Below are 15,124 nucleotides of genomic sequence, written 5' to 3'. Positions count from 1 at the left end.
TGTTATTTCTCGCTATCGACAAGGCCGCGGACAAAAAGCTTTTGCATCGACACCACCACGATGACCGGTGGGATCATCGCCAGAATGGACGTCGCCATAATGACGGGCCAATCAGCCACATCATCGCCAGACGGGAACATCTGCTTGATGCCCATCACAATGGTGTTCATTTCAGGGTCGGTGGTGATAAGCAGCGGCCACAGATACTGGTTCCACCCATAGATAAACAGGATGACGAACAGTGCCGCGATGTTTGTCCGGCTCATCGGTACGACGATGTCGATGAAAAACCGCATCGGCCGGGCACCATCCACACGCGCAGCTTCGGCCAGCTCGTCCGGGATTGTCAGAAAGAACTGACGGAACAGGAAGGTCGCCGTGGCCGAGGCGATCAGCGGAAAGATCAGTCCGTAATAGCTGTTGAGCATGCCGAACCCGGCGACAACTTCGAACGTCGGAACGATTCGCACTTCAACCGGCAGCATCAGGGTCAGGAAGATCAGCCAAAAGAACGTTGTTCGACCGGGAAATCGGAAATAGACGATTGCAAAAGCCGAAAGCAGTGAAATGATGATCTTTCCAACTGCAATCCCGATAGCCATCACAAGGCTGTTGAACAGCATCGTTGCGACGGGGACATTCACGCCGGAAAACAGCGCTGCCTTGTAGTTTTCCCAGAACTGATCGCCCGGCAAAAGCGGCATGGGCGGTGATACAACTTCCGGCTGGGTAACGGTTGAGGCAACAAATGCCAGCCAGATCGGGAAGAAGATGACCAGAACGCCTAGGATCATCAGGGCATGTGTCAGCCAGATACCCGCTCCGCGCTTTTCGACCATTCCGTGCTGTTGGGCTGCCATCAGTAATGCACCCTCTTTTCCACGTACTTGAACTGAATGACGGTCAGCAGGCCGACGACAATCAGCAAGATGACCGATTGCGCCGAAGACGAACCCAGATCCTGACCGACGAACCCGTCTGAAAACACCTTGTAGACCAGAATGGTCGTGGCCTGCTGCGGCCCGCCGCCGGTGATTGTGTGGATCACGCCAAAAGTTTCAAAGAACGCATAGACCACATTCACAACAAGCAGGAAAAACGCTGTCGGTGACAGCAACGGCAGGACAATCGTGAAAAACCTGCGCCAGAACCGTGCGCCATCGATCGCGGCGGCCTCGATGACCGACCGCGGAACCGACTGGAGTGCGGCGAAGAAGAACAAAAAGTTATAACTGATGCGCCCCCAGGCCGAAGCGACAACCACAAGCCCCATCGCCTCGGTGCCATTCAAGACGTGGTTCCAGTCATAGCCCAGCTGTCCAAGATACCACGACACGACACCGACGCGCGTGTTGAACATGAACAGCCAGAGCACACCTGCAACCGCCGGAGCGACTGCATAAGGCCAAATCAGCAGCGTCCGATAAGCTCCGGATCCTTTGATCAGCCGATCTGCAATGACTGCCAGAAACAGGGCCGGGATCATGGAGCAGAGCGTAACAAGCGTCGAAAACACCGCCGTGGTTACGAAGGATGCGCGATAAAACTTGTCGCTTAGCAGAAATTCAAAATTGCCCAGACCGACGAACTTGGACGACAACCCGAACGGATCTGGGATGAACAGCGACTGCCATACAGCTTGTGCAGCGGGATAGAAGAAGAATACGGCAGAAATGACGACCTGTGGGGCGATCAGCGCCAATGGCAACAGCCAGCCGCGAAATGTGACGCGTTTTTCCATCCTGATGACTCGCCGAGAAAAGTGGATGCGGGCTCTGCCGAGCCCGCACCGGATTTCAGAGGTTTATTGATTTGCCGATTCGAACCTGCGCAGAAGCGCGTCACCGCGTTCTTTTGCGCTGTCCATGGCTTCCTGGGCGGATTTCTCGCCGGACCAGATGGCCTCAAGCTCCTCATCGATGATACCGCGGATTTGATCGAACGATCCCAGACGCAGACCTTTCGAGTTTGCTGTCGGCTCTTTCGCGGTCATCTGGATCACAGCGATATCGGTGCCCGGGTTTTCATCATAGAAACCGGCTGCACGGGTCGCTTCACCGGCTTCTGCGGTAATCGGAAGATAGCCGGTATTCTGGTGCCATGCCGCCTGAACGTCGGACGAGGACAAGAAGCTCAGGAACTCACCAACGCCTTTATATTCTTCGGGATCATGACCTTCCATCACCCAAAGCGATGCACCGCCGATGATGGTGTTTTGAGGCTCGCTTGTGACCGCTTCCCAATACGGCAGCGGACGCACATCAAAGTCGAACTCGGCCTCGGCTTTGATCCCGGCATACCCGGCCGAGCTTTCGGTGAACAAGGCACACTCACCCGCCCGGAAGTTTGCGCCGCCTTCATTTCTGCGACCGGTATAGATGAATTTACCATCCTTGGCCCAGTCGCCCATGGCGCTTAGGTGCGCGACCTGTACCGGGCCGTTCAGCATCAGTTCTGTGTCCAGACCGGCAAAACCATTGTCCTGCGATGCAAACGGAACGTTGTGGTACGCAGACAGGTTTTCCAGGTGGATCCAGCTTTGCCATGCCGTCACCAGCGGGCAGTCCTCGCCTCCGGCTTTGAGTTGCTCCAGAACGTCGCCAACCTTTTCCCAAGTCGACAGGTCGGTGTCGGGATCAACGCCTGCTGCCTGCATGGCATCTCGGTTGACCCACAAGACCGGCGTGGAAGAGTTGAACGGCAGCGACAACATATCTCCGTCGGTGGTGGTGTAGTAACCTTTCACCGCACCGATATAGGCGTCGGGATCAAAAGACGCGCCACTTTCAGCCATGACTTCGTAGACCGGCTTGATCGCGCCTTTCGCCGACATCATCGTTGCGGTGCCAACTTCGAAAACCATCAGGATGTGTGGCTGTTCGCCAGCACGGAACGCGGCAATGCCAGCGTTCAGGGTTTCCGAATAGTTGCCCTTGTGGCTTTCGACCACGACAAACTCATCCTGACTGGCGTTGAACTCTTCAACCTGCGCTTTGACAAGTTCGCCAAGGCGGCCGGTGAAGGCATGCCAGAATTGAACTTCGGTTTGCGCCATTGCCGCCAAGGGTGACAAGGCAGTTGTAACGGCAAGAGCGCCAAGCAAATTCTTTTTCATGATTCCTCCCATGCATCAGGTTTGATGCTTCGTTGAGTGACGACCGCAACGCGTATTCGACACACATGACGATTTCACGACGTTACCGTTACAGAAATATAATTCAAGCCCTACTTATTGGCAAAAAACATAATGCAATGTTATAGACGTGAATGAAAAAGCGGAACTGGGTCTGCAATGAGACAAACTTTGAGAATTCGGCAACTGGAAGCGCTTATGGCGGTGACCACCAATGGTTCGGTCACAGCAGCGGCCGCCGATTTGGGGGTGAGCCAACCAGCTGTCAGCAGGTTGCTGTCGGATCTTGAAAAATCGTTTGGCTTTCAACTTTTTGATCGCCGCAAGGGCCGATTGGTTCCGACACAGGAAGTTCGCTATCTGCAACCCAGCGTGGACCGAGTTCTGGAATTGATGAAGCAGATATCAGACGCCAGTCAGAATATCACGCAGCGAAAAGCCGGGCATATCCGCGTCGCCTGCCTTCCCGGTTTTGCCACCAGCCATCTGCCGGATGTTGTGGCAAGTTTTCTGAAAGACCGGCCAGGTGTCACCATGACGATCGAACCGGACAGGCCGGAACGGATATTGGAATGGATGGTTGGCGAACAATATGACTTTGGAATCACCGATGGTTTTAACGGTCATCCGGGGGTCGAAAGCAGAAATGTAGATGTGCGCACGGTTTGCGTATTCCCGAAAAATCACGCGCTTGAGAACCTCTCGGAGGTGACGCCATCCGATCTTGCAGATGAGAACATCATACATACGCGGCGCGACAGCGACTTTTTCGGACGGCTTTCGAAGGCATTTCAGCAGGCCAATGTTACACTCAACTCTCATATCGAAGTCCGGCAATTCACGGCGGCATGTGAATTGGCCATAAAAGGCGTTGGTGTCTCAATCGTCAGCGAACTGGACGCTGTCCATTACACAGACCGGGGGCTAAGCTACAGGCCATTCAAGCCGTTTTTGCCGCATACACTTTCGCTGGTACGCCCGGTTCTGAAGCAGCCGTCTTTGATAACACTGGAGTTCATCGAGCATTTCAGCGAAAGTCTGAATGCGTTCAGAACACTTGCGTGAGGCTGCGGTCACCGGGACGAAGGATATCTGCCTGTGTTTCTAGCCGACAGTCTCCAGAAAAGCAGGAGCCAAGTGGTCGATAGCGCCCAAAGTCGTCGTTATTGTGAGGCTCCGCGTATCTGTTCAATGGCTCGGGCGGCAAATCTTCCCGACAAAGACCCGTCTGCGTTTGCTTCCAATGCAGGCAATGCGGGGGATGCTTGTTCTCCGATTTCACCCAAGGCGATGGCCGCTTCTTTTCTGACAAAAACCGAAGGGCTGCCCAACAGCATGATCAGTTCCGGAACGGCTGGGGCTGCATCGGCCCCAAAGAGCGCCAAAGACTGAGCCGCGTCACGTTGTTCCTTGGCATCTCCGCGCATCAGATCAGCTTTGAGGCTTGCAACTGTGGTGCTCGGCGGAAGCGCGGCCAATTGAAGGCCGTTTTTCAAGCGGGTGTTCAAATGCTGATGCTCGCCGATCCATCGCACGATAAAGAAATACTCTCGTACAACTTCATCCAGAACACTCTCATTCTCTCCTTTCTGCCATCGTTCGATCATTGCCCTTGCGGCATTTCGGTCGCCGTTTAAGGCCAAGATCGAGGCCGCAAATGGCATCAACTCAACTGCCTGCGGGTTTCTATCCAGCTCAGACATAATGACCGCCTCTGAGCCTGTCAGATCATTCATGGCAAACAGCGCGGCACCTTGAAATAACGCATAGTGACTGGGGTATTCCGGGTCGAGGCGCATCGCAGCCTGCACAAACGCCAGCCCTTCCTCTGGCTCGCCACCCGCGATCAAAGCCCATCCCATTGTCAAATGCGATTCTGGGTCGCTTGGTTGCAGGGCGATGGCCTTTGCGGCTTCTTGTCTCGCTTCTTCCGTTCCCCGACTTACACCCTCGGCACTGTCCCAATCCGGAAGGTTGAGAGCGACAATTGCCCTGATGACGTGGATGAGCGAGGTGTCCTGATGCGTCAGTTCACGGTAGTATTTATAGAACAGCCCAATATGCATCTGTTCGTCAGCATTCGCAAAGCCTGACCAGTGGTGGAAGATGTGCGGTCGCAAATGCACCATAGCTAACATCGCCCAGGCGCGCGCGTAATTCGGATCCAGTTCGACCGCGCGCTCAAAATGCGGAATTGCAGCCTGATTGTCCTGTTCATTGAAGCGTGAATAAAGCTCCCACCCGCGCTGGAACGCTTCGCGCGCCTCGATCTTTTCAGTTTCTATGTTTTCGATAGCAATCCGGCTTTCCGTGTCCAGTGGAACATCCAACTCGTGCGCAATCGCCAGTACAATGTTGTTTTGCAGATCAAAGATCTCATCGATTTCACCGTCGAAACGTTCCGCCCAGATTAACCTGCCGTTCAATGTGTCCGTCAGGCGGATGTTGACCCGAAAACCTTCTCCGCTACGTCTAAGACTTCCATCGACGACATAGCGAACGCCCAGTTTCTCGGCAAAACCTGCCACATCAATGTCGCGGTCCCGAAATGCAAAGGAAGTGTTTCCGGCGATGACAAATAACCCAGATATGCGGGACAAATCCGTTATCAGATCCTCGGAAACGCCATCTATCAACATCTTGTTGGACGCGTCGCTGGTGAAATTCGTCAAGGGAAGCACGGCGATCGAGGGCAGATCCGGCAGAGGGTAGGCCATCTGCGCCTCAGAAGCGCGCAGCTGACCCTTTTCCCATGTCTTTGTCCCGATATACCCGGCGGCGCCCAACACGATCAGGATTGCAGCCAGCTTCATTAAATGCAGTGCTTTCTTCGTTTTCTGCTTTACTGCCGGGGTCAACGCATCTGTTTCGACGCGGAACGCCTCGATAGGGTCCGCAATATTCTTGACCGATTGCGGACCAATTGGCGTAAAGGCGAAGGGCACCTTGTTGCGCGCGTATCCGACAATCGCCTGCGAGGCGATAATCCCACCTGGTTCTGCCAGCGCCTCAAGCCGTGCGGCCACGTTGACACCATCACCCAGGATGTCGTCGGCGTTCGAGACGACATCGCCAACATTCAAACCGATCCGAAAAACGATTGCGCGGTCGGGTTCGGTATCCGAGTTTCTTTTCAACAGTTCGGTCTGTATCTCGACGGCGGCGCGAACCGCATCGACTGCGCTGGGGAATTCGATCAGAAAACTGTCACCCGCTGTGTTCGCAATGCGCCCTGAATACCCGGCGATCAATGGCTCGATGACTTCAGCGCGGATCCGGCGCAGCTTGTCGATTGTGCCTTCTTCATCCAAGCCAACCAATCTTGAATAGCCTGCGATATCGGCGGCTAAGATGGCTGCTAATCGACGATTTGGCCGGCTTTCCATAGTTTCGCAGCCTACCATTTGGACATTTTTCTGGGAACCGGTTTTCAAGGTGCCGGTTTTGCTCCGTTTTTTGAAATCCCCGACCTGTTAACTGGATGGCAATGGAAGCCCGGACTGCTGGGTTTTCAGACAAAAGCGATCTGGGCAATTTGTCGGTTCTGGTCGTTGTCGGATTTGCATGGCCTCGCGCGTCCTTGCACAATGCGACCAACGCATGGAGGCGAAAATGATCTACGCGATTACAATTTATGGGGAACCGGGCGTGTTCGAGGCATTGCCGAAAGATCGCCAGGACGAAGTGATGTCGGGCCATCGCGCCCTGCAAACGGTATTGTCGGAACGCGGAGAGTTCGTGTCGATAAAACTGATGCCGCCAACGTCAGCGGTAATGGTCGAACCAGCCGCGTCTGAGGGCGCTGCACCCCTGATCACCGATGGCCCGTTTTCCGAGACCAAGGAAAACTTCCTTGGGTTTTACGCCGCTGATTTCAAAGACCTTGAAGAAGCATTGGAACATGCAAAACTGATCTCTTCACCGGTCGCGCGGCTGGAAGTTCGGCCTGTGGCCTGGGCCGGCGGAGCCATATCGTCGGAATAGATCATGTCAGACTGGCTGGAGGCCACATTCGCTGAACAACGCCCGCGCGCCATTGCTGCTCTGACGCGGGTTTTTCGGGATCTGGACACTGCAGAGGAGGCCTTTGCCGACGCCTGCCTGAAAGCCTTGGCGGTTTGGCCCCAGGACGGGGCACCTCGTGATCCATTGGCATGGCTTCTGGCAACGGCCCGGAATGCGGGTCTGGATGATTTACGCAAATCCCGGCGGCGCGTGGCAATCCTGTCGCGCCACGCAGAAGAGTTTCAACCGATGCCGGCGGAAACACCCGACCCTGACGAGATGCGGGACGATGTCCTGCGCTTGCTGTTCATCTGCTGTCACCCGGAACTGGATCGGCGGGATCAGATCGCCATCGCCTTGCGGGTGGTCGTGGGGCTGAGCGTCGATGAGATTGCCAGCGGATTTCTGGTCAAATCCAAGACCATGGAGCAGCGTATTACTCGCGCCAAAAAGAAGATAGCAAATAACCCGGTCGCCTTTGAAGCGCCAAGCCCGGCTGAAAGGCAAGCCCGGTTGGGCGAAGTCTCGACAATGGTTTACCTGATGTTCAGCGAAGGGTGGTCGACCTCGGCCGGGCCGCAGCAAATCAAGCTCACGCTGTGCAGAGAAGCGATCCGGCTTGCCCGTCTTCTAGTTGCATTGTTCCCTGCAATGGGCGAGCAGGCCGCACTGCTGGCGTTATTGTTGTTTCAACACGCCCGGCGCCGGGCCCGTATTGACGAGGAAGGCAAGCTTGTCGCTCTCGACGATCAGAACCGTGACCTTTGGGATCGTTCGAATATCGCCGAGGCTACATCGCTGTTGCAAAAAGCCCAACGAATTGGCCACCGCGGGGTCTATATCATCCAGGCTGCAATCGCAGCGGCTCATGCCTGTTCTGCCTCATCCAAAGAAACCAACTGGGCGTTAATAGAAAGCCACTACGCCGCCCTTTACGCATTACAGCCGACACCCGTGATCCGGCTCAACCAGATTGCCGCACAGGCCAAGCTATACGGTCCACAATACGCTCTACAGGCGATGGACCCGCTGTCACAGGAGTTGTCCAACTATCGTTGGTTTCACGCGATGCGAGGTGGCCTTTTGCAAGAAGCGGGGGATCATACAGCCGCCATTTCCGCCTTTGAAACCGTATTGGCGCTTTCCCCCACCACGTTGGAATGCGACGTGATCAACGAAAAAATCAAAATCAGTCAAAAAGAATTAGAGGGCCTGTAGGAGCACACACTCCTCGTACGTCCTTGGGTCAGACCCGCATGTGGCGGGCGTAACCAACGGAGGTACCTATGAGTATACTTGAGATGACGGCTGTCGGAAATTCAGGATGGATCGGGCATTCCGGGCCGGATCAGAGCAAGGCCAAATCCTTTTATCAGGATGTGCTGGGCTGGACGATCAGCGATATGCCGATGCAGGATGGGTCCAGTTATTCAGCCGCAGTTGTGGGCGAGACCGCTATCGGAGGCTTTTCACCAATGCCGGAGGAGCGTGGAAGCTGGACGATCTTCTTCACAGTACCCGATGTGGATGCCAGTGTTGCAAAGGCCGAAGCCAAAGGCGCCACAGTACTTCAACCCGCGATGGATATGCCGGGGGTCGGGCGCATGGCCACGCTGAACGACCCGCAAGGTGCCCGCTTTGCATTGATCACCTACGAAAGCATGAGACCCTGAGAACTGCCTGAAAGGAGGGCGCAGATGGAACAATATTCGCACATCGTGCAGGTTTTTGCAGCGTTATTGGTCTGGGTGTGCATTCCACTGGCGATTGCTTTTGACCTGCGTCGATTCAGGGCGGGTGCCCATCCGCTATGGGATGGGGGCGACAGGCTCTTGCGCGTGATGTGGCCCCACGGAAACTTCGTCGATTATGTTCCGTTCGCGCCTTCGATCCACCGTCAGCTTGAGGCATCCAGCTGATGCCGGTGGATGAGACCCTCAACGCCCGCATCCGCGACGCTTTGGCCGCGCATGTGGGCATATCCGAAAAGCGTATGATGGGTGGCAATTGCTTTTTCTTGAACGGCAACATGCTGTGTGGGGCGCGGCGGCATAACGACGGGCTGGGCCGTTTCATGTTCCGGGTGGGCAAGCAAAACGAAAGCATGGCGCTGGCGGACCCCACGGCGCAAGCAGTGATTCACGGTTCACGCAAACTGGGTGGCTTTATCCGCGTGGACGAGAGTGATTGCGATGACGCCGCTTTGTTGCGCTGGTTGCACCTTTGTCTCGAACACGCGGCAGCCCTTCCCGCGAAAGACTGAACGGAAAAAGCAATGGCCAAATTTGAAAGTTTCTCACCCGAAGCGCTTGGTTTTCTCAGGGATTTGCGAGCCAATAACACGAAGGAATGGTTTGCAGCCAACAAGGCAATTTACGAAACCCATTTGAAGGAGGCCAGCAGGCAGTTCACGGATGACATGGCGACTGCCTTGCGTGTTCTGACCGGCCAGACCCACAGCAGCAAGGTTTTTCGCATTCATCGGGATGTCCGTTTTTCCAAGGACAAAACACCTTATAACGCGCACCTGCATATTGCGTTTAGTCCGGACGGGAAAGCGGATCAGCGGCCGATGTGGTTCTTTGGGCTCTCGCCCGACGATCTGGCGCTTGGCTGCGGGGTGTTTCAGTATGAAAAGGAAGCGTTGGCTGCCTTCCGAACTGAGATGGAAGGCCCAAAAGGGGCTGAGTTGACCAAGCTAACCGCTGAGATGCGAAAGCGTGGATTCCGGGTCGGGGATCCTGAATTGAAACGTGTTCCCTCCGGTTATAACAAAGATCATCCAAACGAAGAGGCATTGCGCCGCAAAGGCTTTACCGTCTGGACGGATTTGGGCAACTCTGCCTTTGCTATCGAACCAAACCTCATTGAACGAACTATAGAATTGTTCGAGGACCTCTTACCTGTTTTTCTGCTGCTTTCTCGGGTCGAGTAACCCCATCTTTCCGAGAGTCCGGAATGGAGATTTGATGGCCTGCACAAAATTGTCGTTCTTATCCAAATTTGTGTTCTATATATGATCGGAGGCCGTGCATCCGGTCACACATGAATAAATCACTCATCCCAGCGACATTGTGAAATCGCCCTTGAGTATTAATCAGAACCGGTTTGGCTCAATTACTCAACAGACCTCCGAAAGAGGACCAGACTTGTTGCCAGAAGGACAGCGCCCAGCAAAGCCATCCAGATGAACTCTGGCCAAACTGTTTCGAGACCGGCGCCCTTGAAAACAATCGCCTGACTGGCGGCCATATAGTGACGAGATGGTAATAGTAGCGTCCCGACCTGCAACCAGTCTGGCTGCCCTTCAACCGGCGTCTCTCCGCCGGACAGCATCAGCATGGGAAGGACGATTAGCATGACCAAAAGCGCAAACTGCGCCATCGAACGCGCAATCGTTGCCAGAAAAACCCCGAGTGCGGTCGCGGTGAACAGAAACAGGGCGGTGCCAAACAGGAACAGTCCTTTTGATCCCGAGATTTCAATTCCCAGCGCACCCTGCATGACAAAGGTTAGCGACAGGCTGGCAGCAATCAGGACAATTGCTGCATTGGCCCAGATCTTGGCTGCTGCAATGTCAAACGGGGTCAGTGGCATTGCCAGCAGATGCTCAATCGTCCCGTGCTCTCTTTCTCGGATCATGGCAGCGCCGGTCAGAATGGTGGTAAGCCACATGATCTGTCCGATCAGGGCAACGATCCCGGCAAAACGCACGGTATCACGGTTGGGGTTGAAAGCGCTTCTTAGGATGACATCGACCAGAGGTGGATCGACAAGATCGACACCGATTGCAAAGCGGCGAATTTCCGCGCCCAAAATATTGGTGATATAGCTGGCACCGATCCCGGCCTGCTCCATCGCCGTGGCGTCGATCAGAACTTGGATTTCAGGCTTGCGCCTTGCCCTCAGGTCTTTTTCGAATCCCGGTGGAACAACAACTATGAAGATGAATTCTCCGGCGTCCATTTGCGCTGGACCGCTACCTGGTTCGATTTGTACGACCGGCTGGAACTCGGGCGGAAAAAATGCTGTGGCAAGCGCTCGGGACAGTGGAGAATTGTCCTCATCAGAGAATGCAATCGACGCGTTATTGACCGAGGTCGCTACGCCGGTTGCCTCCATCATGGGCGCCAGCGTGAAAGACCAGACCAACAGCGCCATCATCACCCAGTCCCGGCGCAGGCTCATCACTTCTTTCAGGCCAAGCCAGAATATGCAGGACAATCGCTGCATTCATTTCTCCTGCGCGCGAAGGCAAAGCGCGGCGATCAGTGTCAATGCCGGCCCGAAGCAGGCAAGTGCCAAAATGTCCGGTGCGAGCGCCTCCCATCCCAGCCCTTTGGTGAAAGCCCCGACATTGAGGTGCAGAAAGTAGGATGAGGGCCAGAGAGAGCCGATAAGCTGCGCACCATCCTCAAGCGTTGATACGGGCTGCAAGAGGCCCGAGAACTGAATGGTGGGCACGACCGAAGCGATAGCAGTGGCAAAAGTCGCTGCCACCTGGCTGGATGTCATGGTTGCGATCAGCAACCCATAAGATGTCGTCGCCCAAACGTACAAAAACGCACCCAATGCCAAAGGCAGAGGATCGCCCTTAAGCGGCACATCGAAGACGAAAATAATCATTGCCGCCAGCAACAGGAAATTCACGTAGGCAATCATGATATAGGGTATCTGTTTGCCGATCAGGAACTCGAGCCGCGTTGTCGGTGTCACGTAGAAATTGACGACCGAGCCCAGCTCGCGCTCTCGTGCGACGCTGACCGCAGCCAACACGGCAGGCAGCATGATCAGCAGGATGGCGGGCATGGCCGGGGCCATCGCTGCAATGCTCTCAAAGCTCTGGTTATAGCGAAACCGGGGCTCAATACGGGCGATCTCAACCGCGTGTTCGCCTTTGGTCCTCGACTGCCCGTCGAGAAACGACTGGTGCAACCCTGCGACATACCCCTCGACTGTTTCCCCCTTGAAGGGGATCGCTCCATCTACGGTTGCCAGCACTTGGGTAGGTTCACCTGTGCGCAGCTTGCGCCCGAAATCAGGTGGCAACTCGATCACCATCGAAACGTCCCCGGCCTGCAACCGTCTGCGCCCGTCTGTGGCGCTGATCAAAGGTGGCGTCTGCTTGAAATAAGGCGATCCCGATATTTCTTCCGTGTAAGCCCTGCTTTCCGGGCTTTGAGACAAGTCCAGAACGGCAAACTCAAGATCTTCTATGTCGAGGGATATGCCAAAGCAGAACACCAGCATCAAAATCGCCGAGCCTAGAAATGCAAATGCCAGACGAACGGGATCACGGACCACTTCAACCGCTTCGCGTCGTGTGTAAGTCAGGGCACGACCGATACCTTGTCCGGTGACCTTGGTCTTGGTGGCAAAGTCAACTTTGGGTGCCACGACAGGTGCTGGTTTTTCTGCGGTCTCCAAAACTGAAATGAATGCTTCCTCAAGGCTGCCGGTGCCTTCTGCGGCGATCAGGTCTGCGGGCGCACCTTCCGCCAGAACACGGCCTGCATGCATGAACGACACGCGGTCGCAGCGCTCTGCCTCGGCCATGAAATGGGTAGAGACAAAGATCGTCACCAAGTCTTTGTGCGATAGTTCGACCAACAAAGCCCAAAAGACATCGCGTGCTTCGGGGTCTACACCCGAAGTTGGCTCATCAAGAATAAGAACACGGGGACGATGGATAACAGCCACCGCCAATGACAAACGTTGTTTGATCCCAAGTGGCAGCGCGGCAGCCAGTGTATCGCGATGGGCCGCCAGGCCAAAACGTTCGGTCAATTCCGCTATCCGCTCCTCTCGATCAGGGATTGCAAATATTCGGGCATGAAGCTGTAGATTTTGATGGACGGATAACTCGCCATAAAGCGAAAAAGCCTGGCTCATGTATCCGATGTCGCGGCGCATCCTGCGATCACGCGCATCAACCGGGTTGCCAAACAATAATGCCTCGCCGGAACTGACTGGCAACAGGCCGGTCAGCATCTTCATAGTAGTGGATTTGCCACAGCCGTTTGACCCAAGAAAACCGAATATCTCTCCGCGATGGATCGAGAAATCGACATTGTCGACAGCGGTAAAATCACCGAACCGACGTGTCAGCCCTCGGGCAGAAATCACAGGGTTCGGGTTGATCTGCCGTACAGGTGCTTGATCCGACGCCAACCTAAAACCATCGTGTGCCCGCAAGCGCCGATATGCTGTTTCGAGATCCCGGTCCTGCCCTTTCAGTTCAGCAGGTTTGCCTTGAAAGATGACGTGACCGCCGTCCATTGCAACAATTTGGTCAAAGCTTTCCGCCTCCTCCATGTAAGCAGTGGATACAAGGACAGACAGTCGGGGATGCTCTGCCCGAATGGCATTAATCAATGCCCAGAATTGACGGCGTGAGAGTGGGTCGACACCAGTTGTCGGTTCGTCCAAAACCAGCAGCTTCGGATCATGTATGAGAGCACAGCACAGGCCGAGCTTTTGCTTCATCCCGCCCGAAAGCTTGCCCATAAGCCGGTCTTCAAACGGTGCCAACCCCGTTGCCGACAACAGCGCATTGATCCGGATGTCACATTCTTCTTGCCCTTGGCCAAAAAGCCCTGAAAAGAATTCAAGGTTCTCGCGTACTGACAACTCAGAATAAAGGTTTCGACCCAAGCCCTGTGGCATGAAGGCAATGGCCGGGCAGATAAGGCGTCGGTACGCTGCGTCGTCGATCGAGCCACCTAAAACACTGATCGATCCGGTTTGCAGTTTCTTTGCACCGGTGATCAACCCAAGCAGTGTCGACTTTCCAACCCCATCCGGTCCGATGAAGCCGACCAGCTGGCCTTTGGGAAGATCAAGCGAAATAGACTCCAATGCGACATTGCTGCGATACCGGTGCGTGACACCCGTAATGCGAATCTCAATGTCGGCCTCTGGCGTCATTCGAACAGCTCGGGCGGGATACCCTGTTCCAACGCGGCTGGCCACGCAAGGTTTGGATCGATCCGGATCACGGCAACACCGCGAAGCCCGGTTTTGACGTGCTCAATCCGGCTTTGGATCAGATCCTCGGGGATGCGCACACGGACGCGGAACACCAGTTGTTCGCGTTCATCCAATGTCTCGACCTGCTTGGGCGTGAACTGTGCTTCAGGAGAGACAAAGGTTACAAAGGCTGGAATGGAATAGTCCGGCAGGGCGTCAAGAACGATGCGAGCTTCGGCGCCAATAGGCAGCAATCCGGCTACGCGCGCTGGCAGGAACACCTCCATATACACATTCTCAAGGCTGAGCAGGGTCAGGATTGGTTCACCTGCGGCAACGACCTCGCCGGGTTCCGCCAGCCGGTAAAGCACACGCCCGCGCGTCGGAGCCAAAAGCGAGCTGTCTTCGATCAGCGCCTCAATACGGCGCATTTCGGCCTCTGCGGCCGCAATCTGACTTTCTGCGGTGGCAACGCGCGCCTGCGCGGCACCCAGAACCGCCGCAGCAACCTGATGTATGGTTTCGCGTTCTTCGAAAACCGTTTCAGAGATATTCTGCCCAGTCAGAAGCGCCGTTGCGCGCTGAAGCTCCTGCGCGGCCCGGCGCAGTTCGCTTTTCCGCTGCACAACAAGTGCCTCTGCTTCCACTTTGGTCTGATGCGCCAGCGCCACTTCGGCCTTGGCACGATCCAGCGTTGCGGACAACTCATCACTGTCCATTTCGGCCAGCACGTCACCGGTGGCGACCATACCGCCTTCAACCGCCATGACGCTTTCGACACGTCCGGCTAAGGTTGGCGCAATTTCAATCTGCTCGGCCTCGATCCGACCATTCCCCTGCGCAAATCCATCAGGCAACTGGCTTCCATTTTCAGAGACCAGGGAATAGACCACCACGCCCACCATCGCGAGCGCAGCCAAAGCAAGAAAAATCAATGAGTTTTTCTTCATTATTCACCGCCTGAAAACTCGCTGCGGGTATTCCTCTATACTGCTGCTGAACCGTGGGCTTTGCTTT

General features: G+C 55.2%; 14 protein-coding genes. 7 read left to right on the top strand and 7 right to left on the bottom strand.

Annotated elements, in window-relative coordinates; genetic code table 11:
- Nucleotides 1-2 precede the first annotated feature (2 nt).
- The 3 genes from ugpE to ugpB form a co-directional block, all read right to left on the bottom strand.
- A complete protein-coding gene (ugpE, locus tag I9182_RS15240; protein ID WP_209506351.1) occupies nt 3-839 on the bottom strand; it encodes a sn-glycerol-3-phosphate ABC transporter permease UgpE in 837 nt (278 codons plus the stop codon).
- Nucleotides 840-859: 20 nt separating this feature from the next.
- Nucleotides 860-1,741 carry a sn-glycerol-3-phosphate ABC transporter permease UgpA gene (ugpA, locus tag I9182_RS15235; RefSeq protein ID WP_209505975.1) on the bottom strand — a complete coding sequence of 294 codons (882 nt, stop codon included), beginning with the start codon at nt 1,739-1,741 and terminating at the stop codon, nt 860-862.
- 63 nt (nt 1,742-1,804) lie between these two features.
- The gene (gene ugpB, locus I9182_RS15230) at nt 1,805-3,115 is read right to left on the bottom strand and encodes a sn-glycerol-3-phosphate ABC transporter substrate-binding protein UgpB (protein WP_209505977.1); all 1,311 of its coding nucleotides are present in this window, start codon (nt 3,113-3,115) and stop codon (nt 1,805-1,807) included.
- A gap of 177 nt (nt 3,116-3,292) precedes the next feature.
- Between ugpB and I9182_RS15225 the strand changes: the two genes are divergently transcribed.
- The gene (locus I9182_RS15225) at nt 3,293-4,198 is read left to right on the top strand and encodes a LysR substrate-binding domain-containing protein (protein ID WP_209598847.1); all 906 of its coding nucleotides are present in this window, start codon (nt 3,293-3,295) and stop codon (nt 4,196-4,198) included.
- Between the two features lie 98 nt (nt 4,199-4,296).
- On the opposite strand, the gene I9182_RS15220 is transcribed toward I9182_RS15225, so the two are convergent.
- Complete coding sequence (locus I9182_RS15220) at nt 4,297-6,519, bottom strand: adenylate/guanylate cyclase domain-containing protein (protein ID WP_209598846.1); 2,223 nt, start codon at nt 6,517-6,519, stop codon at nt 4,297-4,299.
- 226 nt (nt 6,520-6,745) lie between these two features.
- Here I9182_RS15220 and I9182_RS15215 point away from each other — a divergent pair, with 226 nt between their 5' ends.
- The 6 genes from I9182_RS15215 (at nt 6,746) to I9182_RS15190 (ending at nt 10,073) form a co-directional block, all read left to right on the top strand.
- Nucleotides 6,746-7,117, top strand: coding sequence for a YciI family protein (locus I9182_RS15215; RefSeq protein WP_209598845.1), 372 nt, complete (start codon nt 6,746-6,748; stop codon nt 7,115-7,117).
- Between the two features lie 3 nt (nt 7,118-7,120).
- Complete coding sequence (locus I9182_RS15210) at nt 7,121-8,356, top strand: sigma-70 family RNA polymerase sigma factor (RefSeq protein ID WP_209598844.1); 1,236 nt, start codon at nt 7,121-7,123, stop codon at nt 8,354-8,356.
- A gap of 68 nt (nt 8,357-8,424) precedes the next feature.
- Nucleotides 8,425-8,811, top strand: a complete 387-nt coding sequence (locus I9182_RS15205; RefSeq protein ID WP_209598843.1) for a VOC family protein — start codon at nt 8,425-8,427, stop codon at nt 8,809-8,811.
- A gap of 24 nt (nt 8,812-8,835) precedes the next feature.
- Nucleotides 8,836-9,057, top strand: coding sequence for a hypothetical protein (locus I9182_RS15200; RefSeq protein ID WP_209505989.1), 222 nt, complete (start codon nt 8,836-8,838; stop codon nt 9,055-9,057).
- Nucleotides 9,057-9,401, top strand: coding sequence for a TfoX/Sxy family protein (locus I9182_RS15195; protein WP_209505991.1), 345 nt, complete (start codon nt 9,057-9,059; stop codon nt 9,399-9,401). Before I9182_RS15200 ends, I9182_RS15195 begins: the two co-directional genes overlap by 1 nt.
- Nucleotides 9,402-9,413: 12 nt before the next feature.
- The gene (locus tag I9182_RS15190; protein WP_209598842.1) at nt 9,414-10,073 is read left to right on the top strand and encodes a DUF2461 domain-containing protein; all 660 of its coding nucleotides are present in this window, start codon (nt 9,414-9,416) and stop codon (nt 10,071-10,073) included.
- Nucleotides 10,074-10,255: 182 nt separating this feature from the next.
- Here I9182_RS15190 and I9182_RS15185 read toward each other — a convergent pair whose 3' ends face one another.
- From I9182_RS15185 to I9182_RS15175, 3 genes are read right to left on the bottom strand one after another with little or no spacing between them, the layout of a single operon-like run.
- The gene (locus I9182_RS15185) at nt 10,256-11,371 is read right to left on the bottom strand and encodes an ABC transporter permease (protein WP_209598841.1); all 1,116 of its coding nucleotides are present in this window, start codon (nt 11,369-11,371) and stop codon (nt 10,256-10,258) included.
- Nucleotides 11,372-14,065 carry a ribosome-associated ATPase/putative transporter RbbA gene (gene rbbA / locus I9182_RS15180; protein ID WP_209598840.1) on the bottom strand — a complete coding sequence of 898 codons (2,694 nt, stop codon included), beginning with the start codon at nt 14,063-14,065 and terminating at the stop codon, nt 11,372-11,374.
- On the bottom strand, nt 14,062-15,057 hold the full coding sequence (locus I9182_RS15175) for an HlyD family efflux transporter periplasmic adaptor subunit (RefSeq protein WP_209598839.1): 996 nt from the start codon (nt 15,055-15,057) through the stop codon (nt 14,062-14,064). The genes rbbA and I9182_RS15175 overlap by 4 nt, the downstream gene beginning before the upstream one ends.
- Nucleotides 15,058-15,124 lie beyond the last annotated feature (67 nt).

The organism is Ruegeria sp. HKCCSP351 (genome assembly GCF_017872535.1).
Lineage (GTDB): Bacteria > Pseudomonadota > Alphaproteobacteria > Rhodobacterales > Rhodobacteraceae > Ruegeria.
This window is presented reverse-complemented; position numbering and strand designations above follow the sequence as displayed.

Excerpts from the sequence above, each read along its gene's own strand:
- I9182_RS15215 (WP_209598845.1), top strand. The coding sequence starts at position 6,746 with ATGATCTACGCGATTACAATTTATGGGGAACCGGGCGTGTTCGAGGCA.
- I9182_RS15210 (WP_209598844.1), top strand. The coding sequence starts at position 7,121 with ATGTCAGACTGGCTGGAGGCCACATTCGCTGAACAACGCCCGCGCGCC.
- I9182_RS15205 (WP_209598843.1), top strand. The coding sequence starts at position 8,425 with ATGAGTATACTTGAGATGACGGCTGTCGGAAATTCAGGATGGATCGGG.
- I9182_RS15225 (WP_209598847.1), top strand. The coding sequence starts at position 3,293 with ATGAGACAAACTTTGAGAATTCGGCAACTGGAAGCGCTTATGGCGGTG.
- ugpE (WP_209506351.1), bottom strand. The coding sequence starts at position 839 with ATGGTCGAAAAGCGCGGAGCGGGTATCTGGCTGACACATGCCCTGATG.
- rbbA (WP_209598840.1), bottom strand. The coding sequence starts at position 14,065 with ATGACGCCAGAGGCCGACATTGAGATTCGCATTACGGGTGTCACGCAC.
- I9182_RS15200 (WP_209505989.1), top strand. The coding sequence starts at position 8,836 with ATGGAACAATATTCGCACATCGTGCAGGTTTTTGCAGCGTTATTGGTC.
- I9182_RS15220 (WP_209598846.1), bottom strand. The coding sequence starts at position 6,519 with ATGGAAAGCCGGCCAAATCGTCGATTAGCAGCCATCTTAGCCGCCGAT.
- ugpB (WP_209505977.1), bottom strand. The coding sequence starts at position 3,115 with ATGAAAAAGAATTTGCTTGGCGCTCTTGCCGTTACAACTGCCTTGTCA.
- I9182_RS15185 (WP_209598841.1), bottom strand. The coding sequence starts at position 11,371 with ATGCAGCGATTGTCCTGCATATTCTGGCTTGGCCTGAAAGAAGTGATG.
- ugpA (WP_209505975.1), bottom strand. The coding sequence starts at position 1,741 with ATGGAAAAACGCGTCACATTTCGCGGCTGGCTGTTGCCATTGGCGCTG.
- I9182_RS15195 (WP_209505991.1), top strand. The coding sequence starts at position 9,057 with ATGCCGGTGGATGAGACCCTCAACGCCCGCATCCGCGACGCTTTGGCC.
- I9182_RS15175 (WP_209598839.1), bottom strand. The coding sequence starts at position 15,057 with ATGAAGAAAAACTCATTGATTTTTCTTGCTTTGGCTGCGCTCGCGATG.
- I9182_RS15190 (WP_209598842.1), top strand. The coding sequence starts at position 9,414 with ATGGCCAAATTTGAAAGTTTCTCACCCGAAGCGCTTGGTTTTCTCAGG.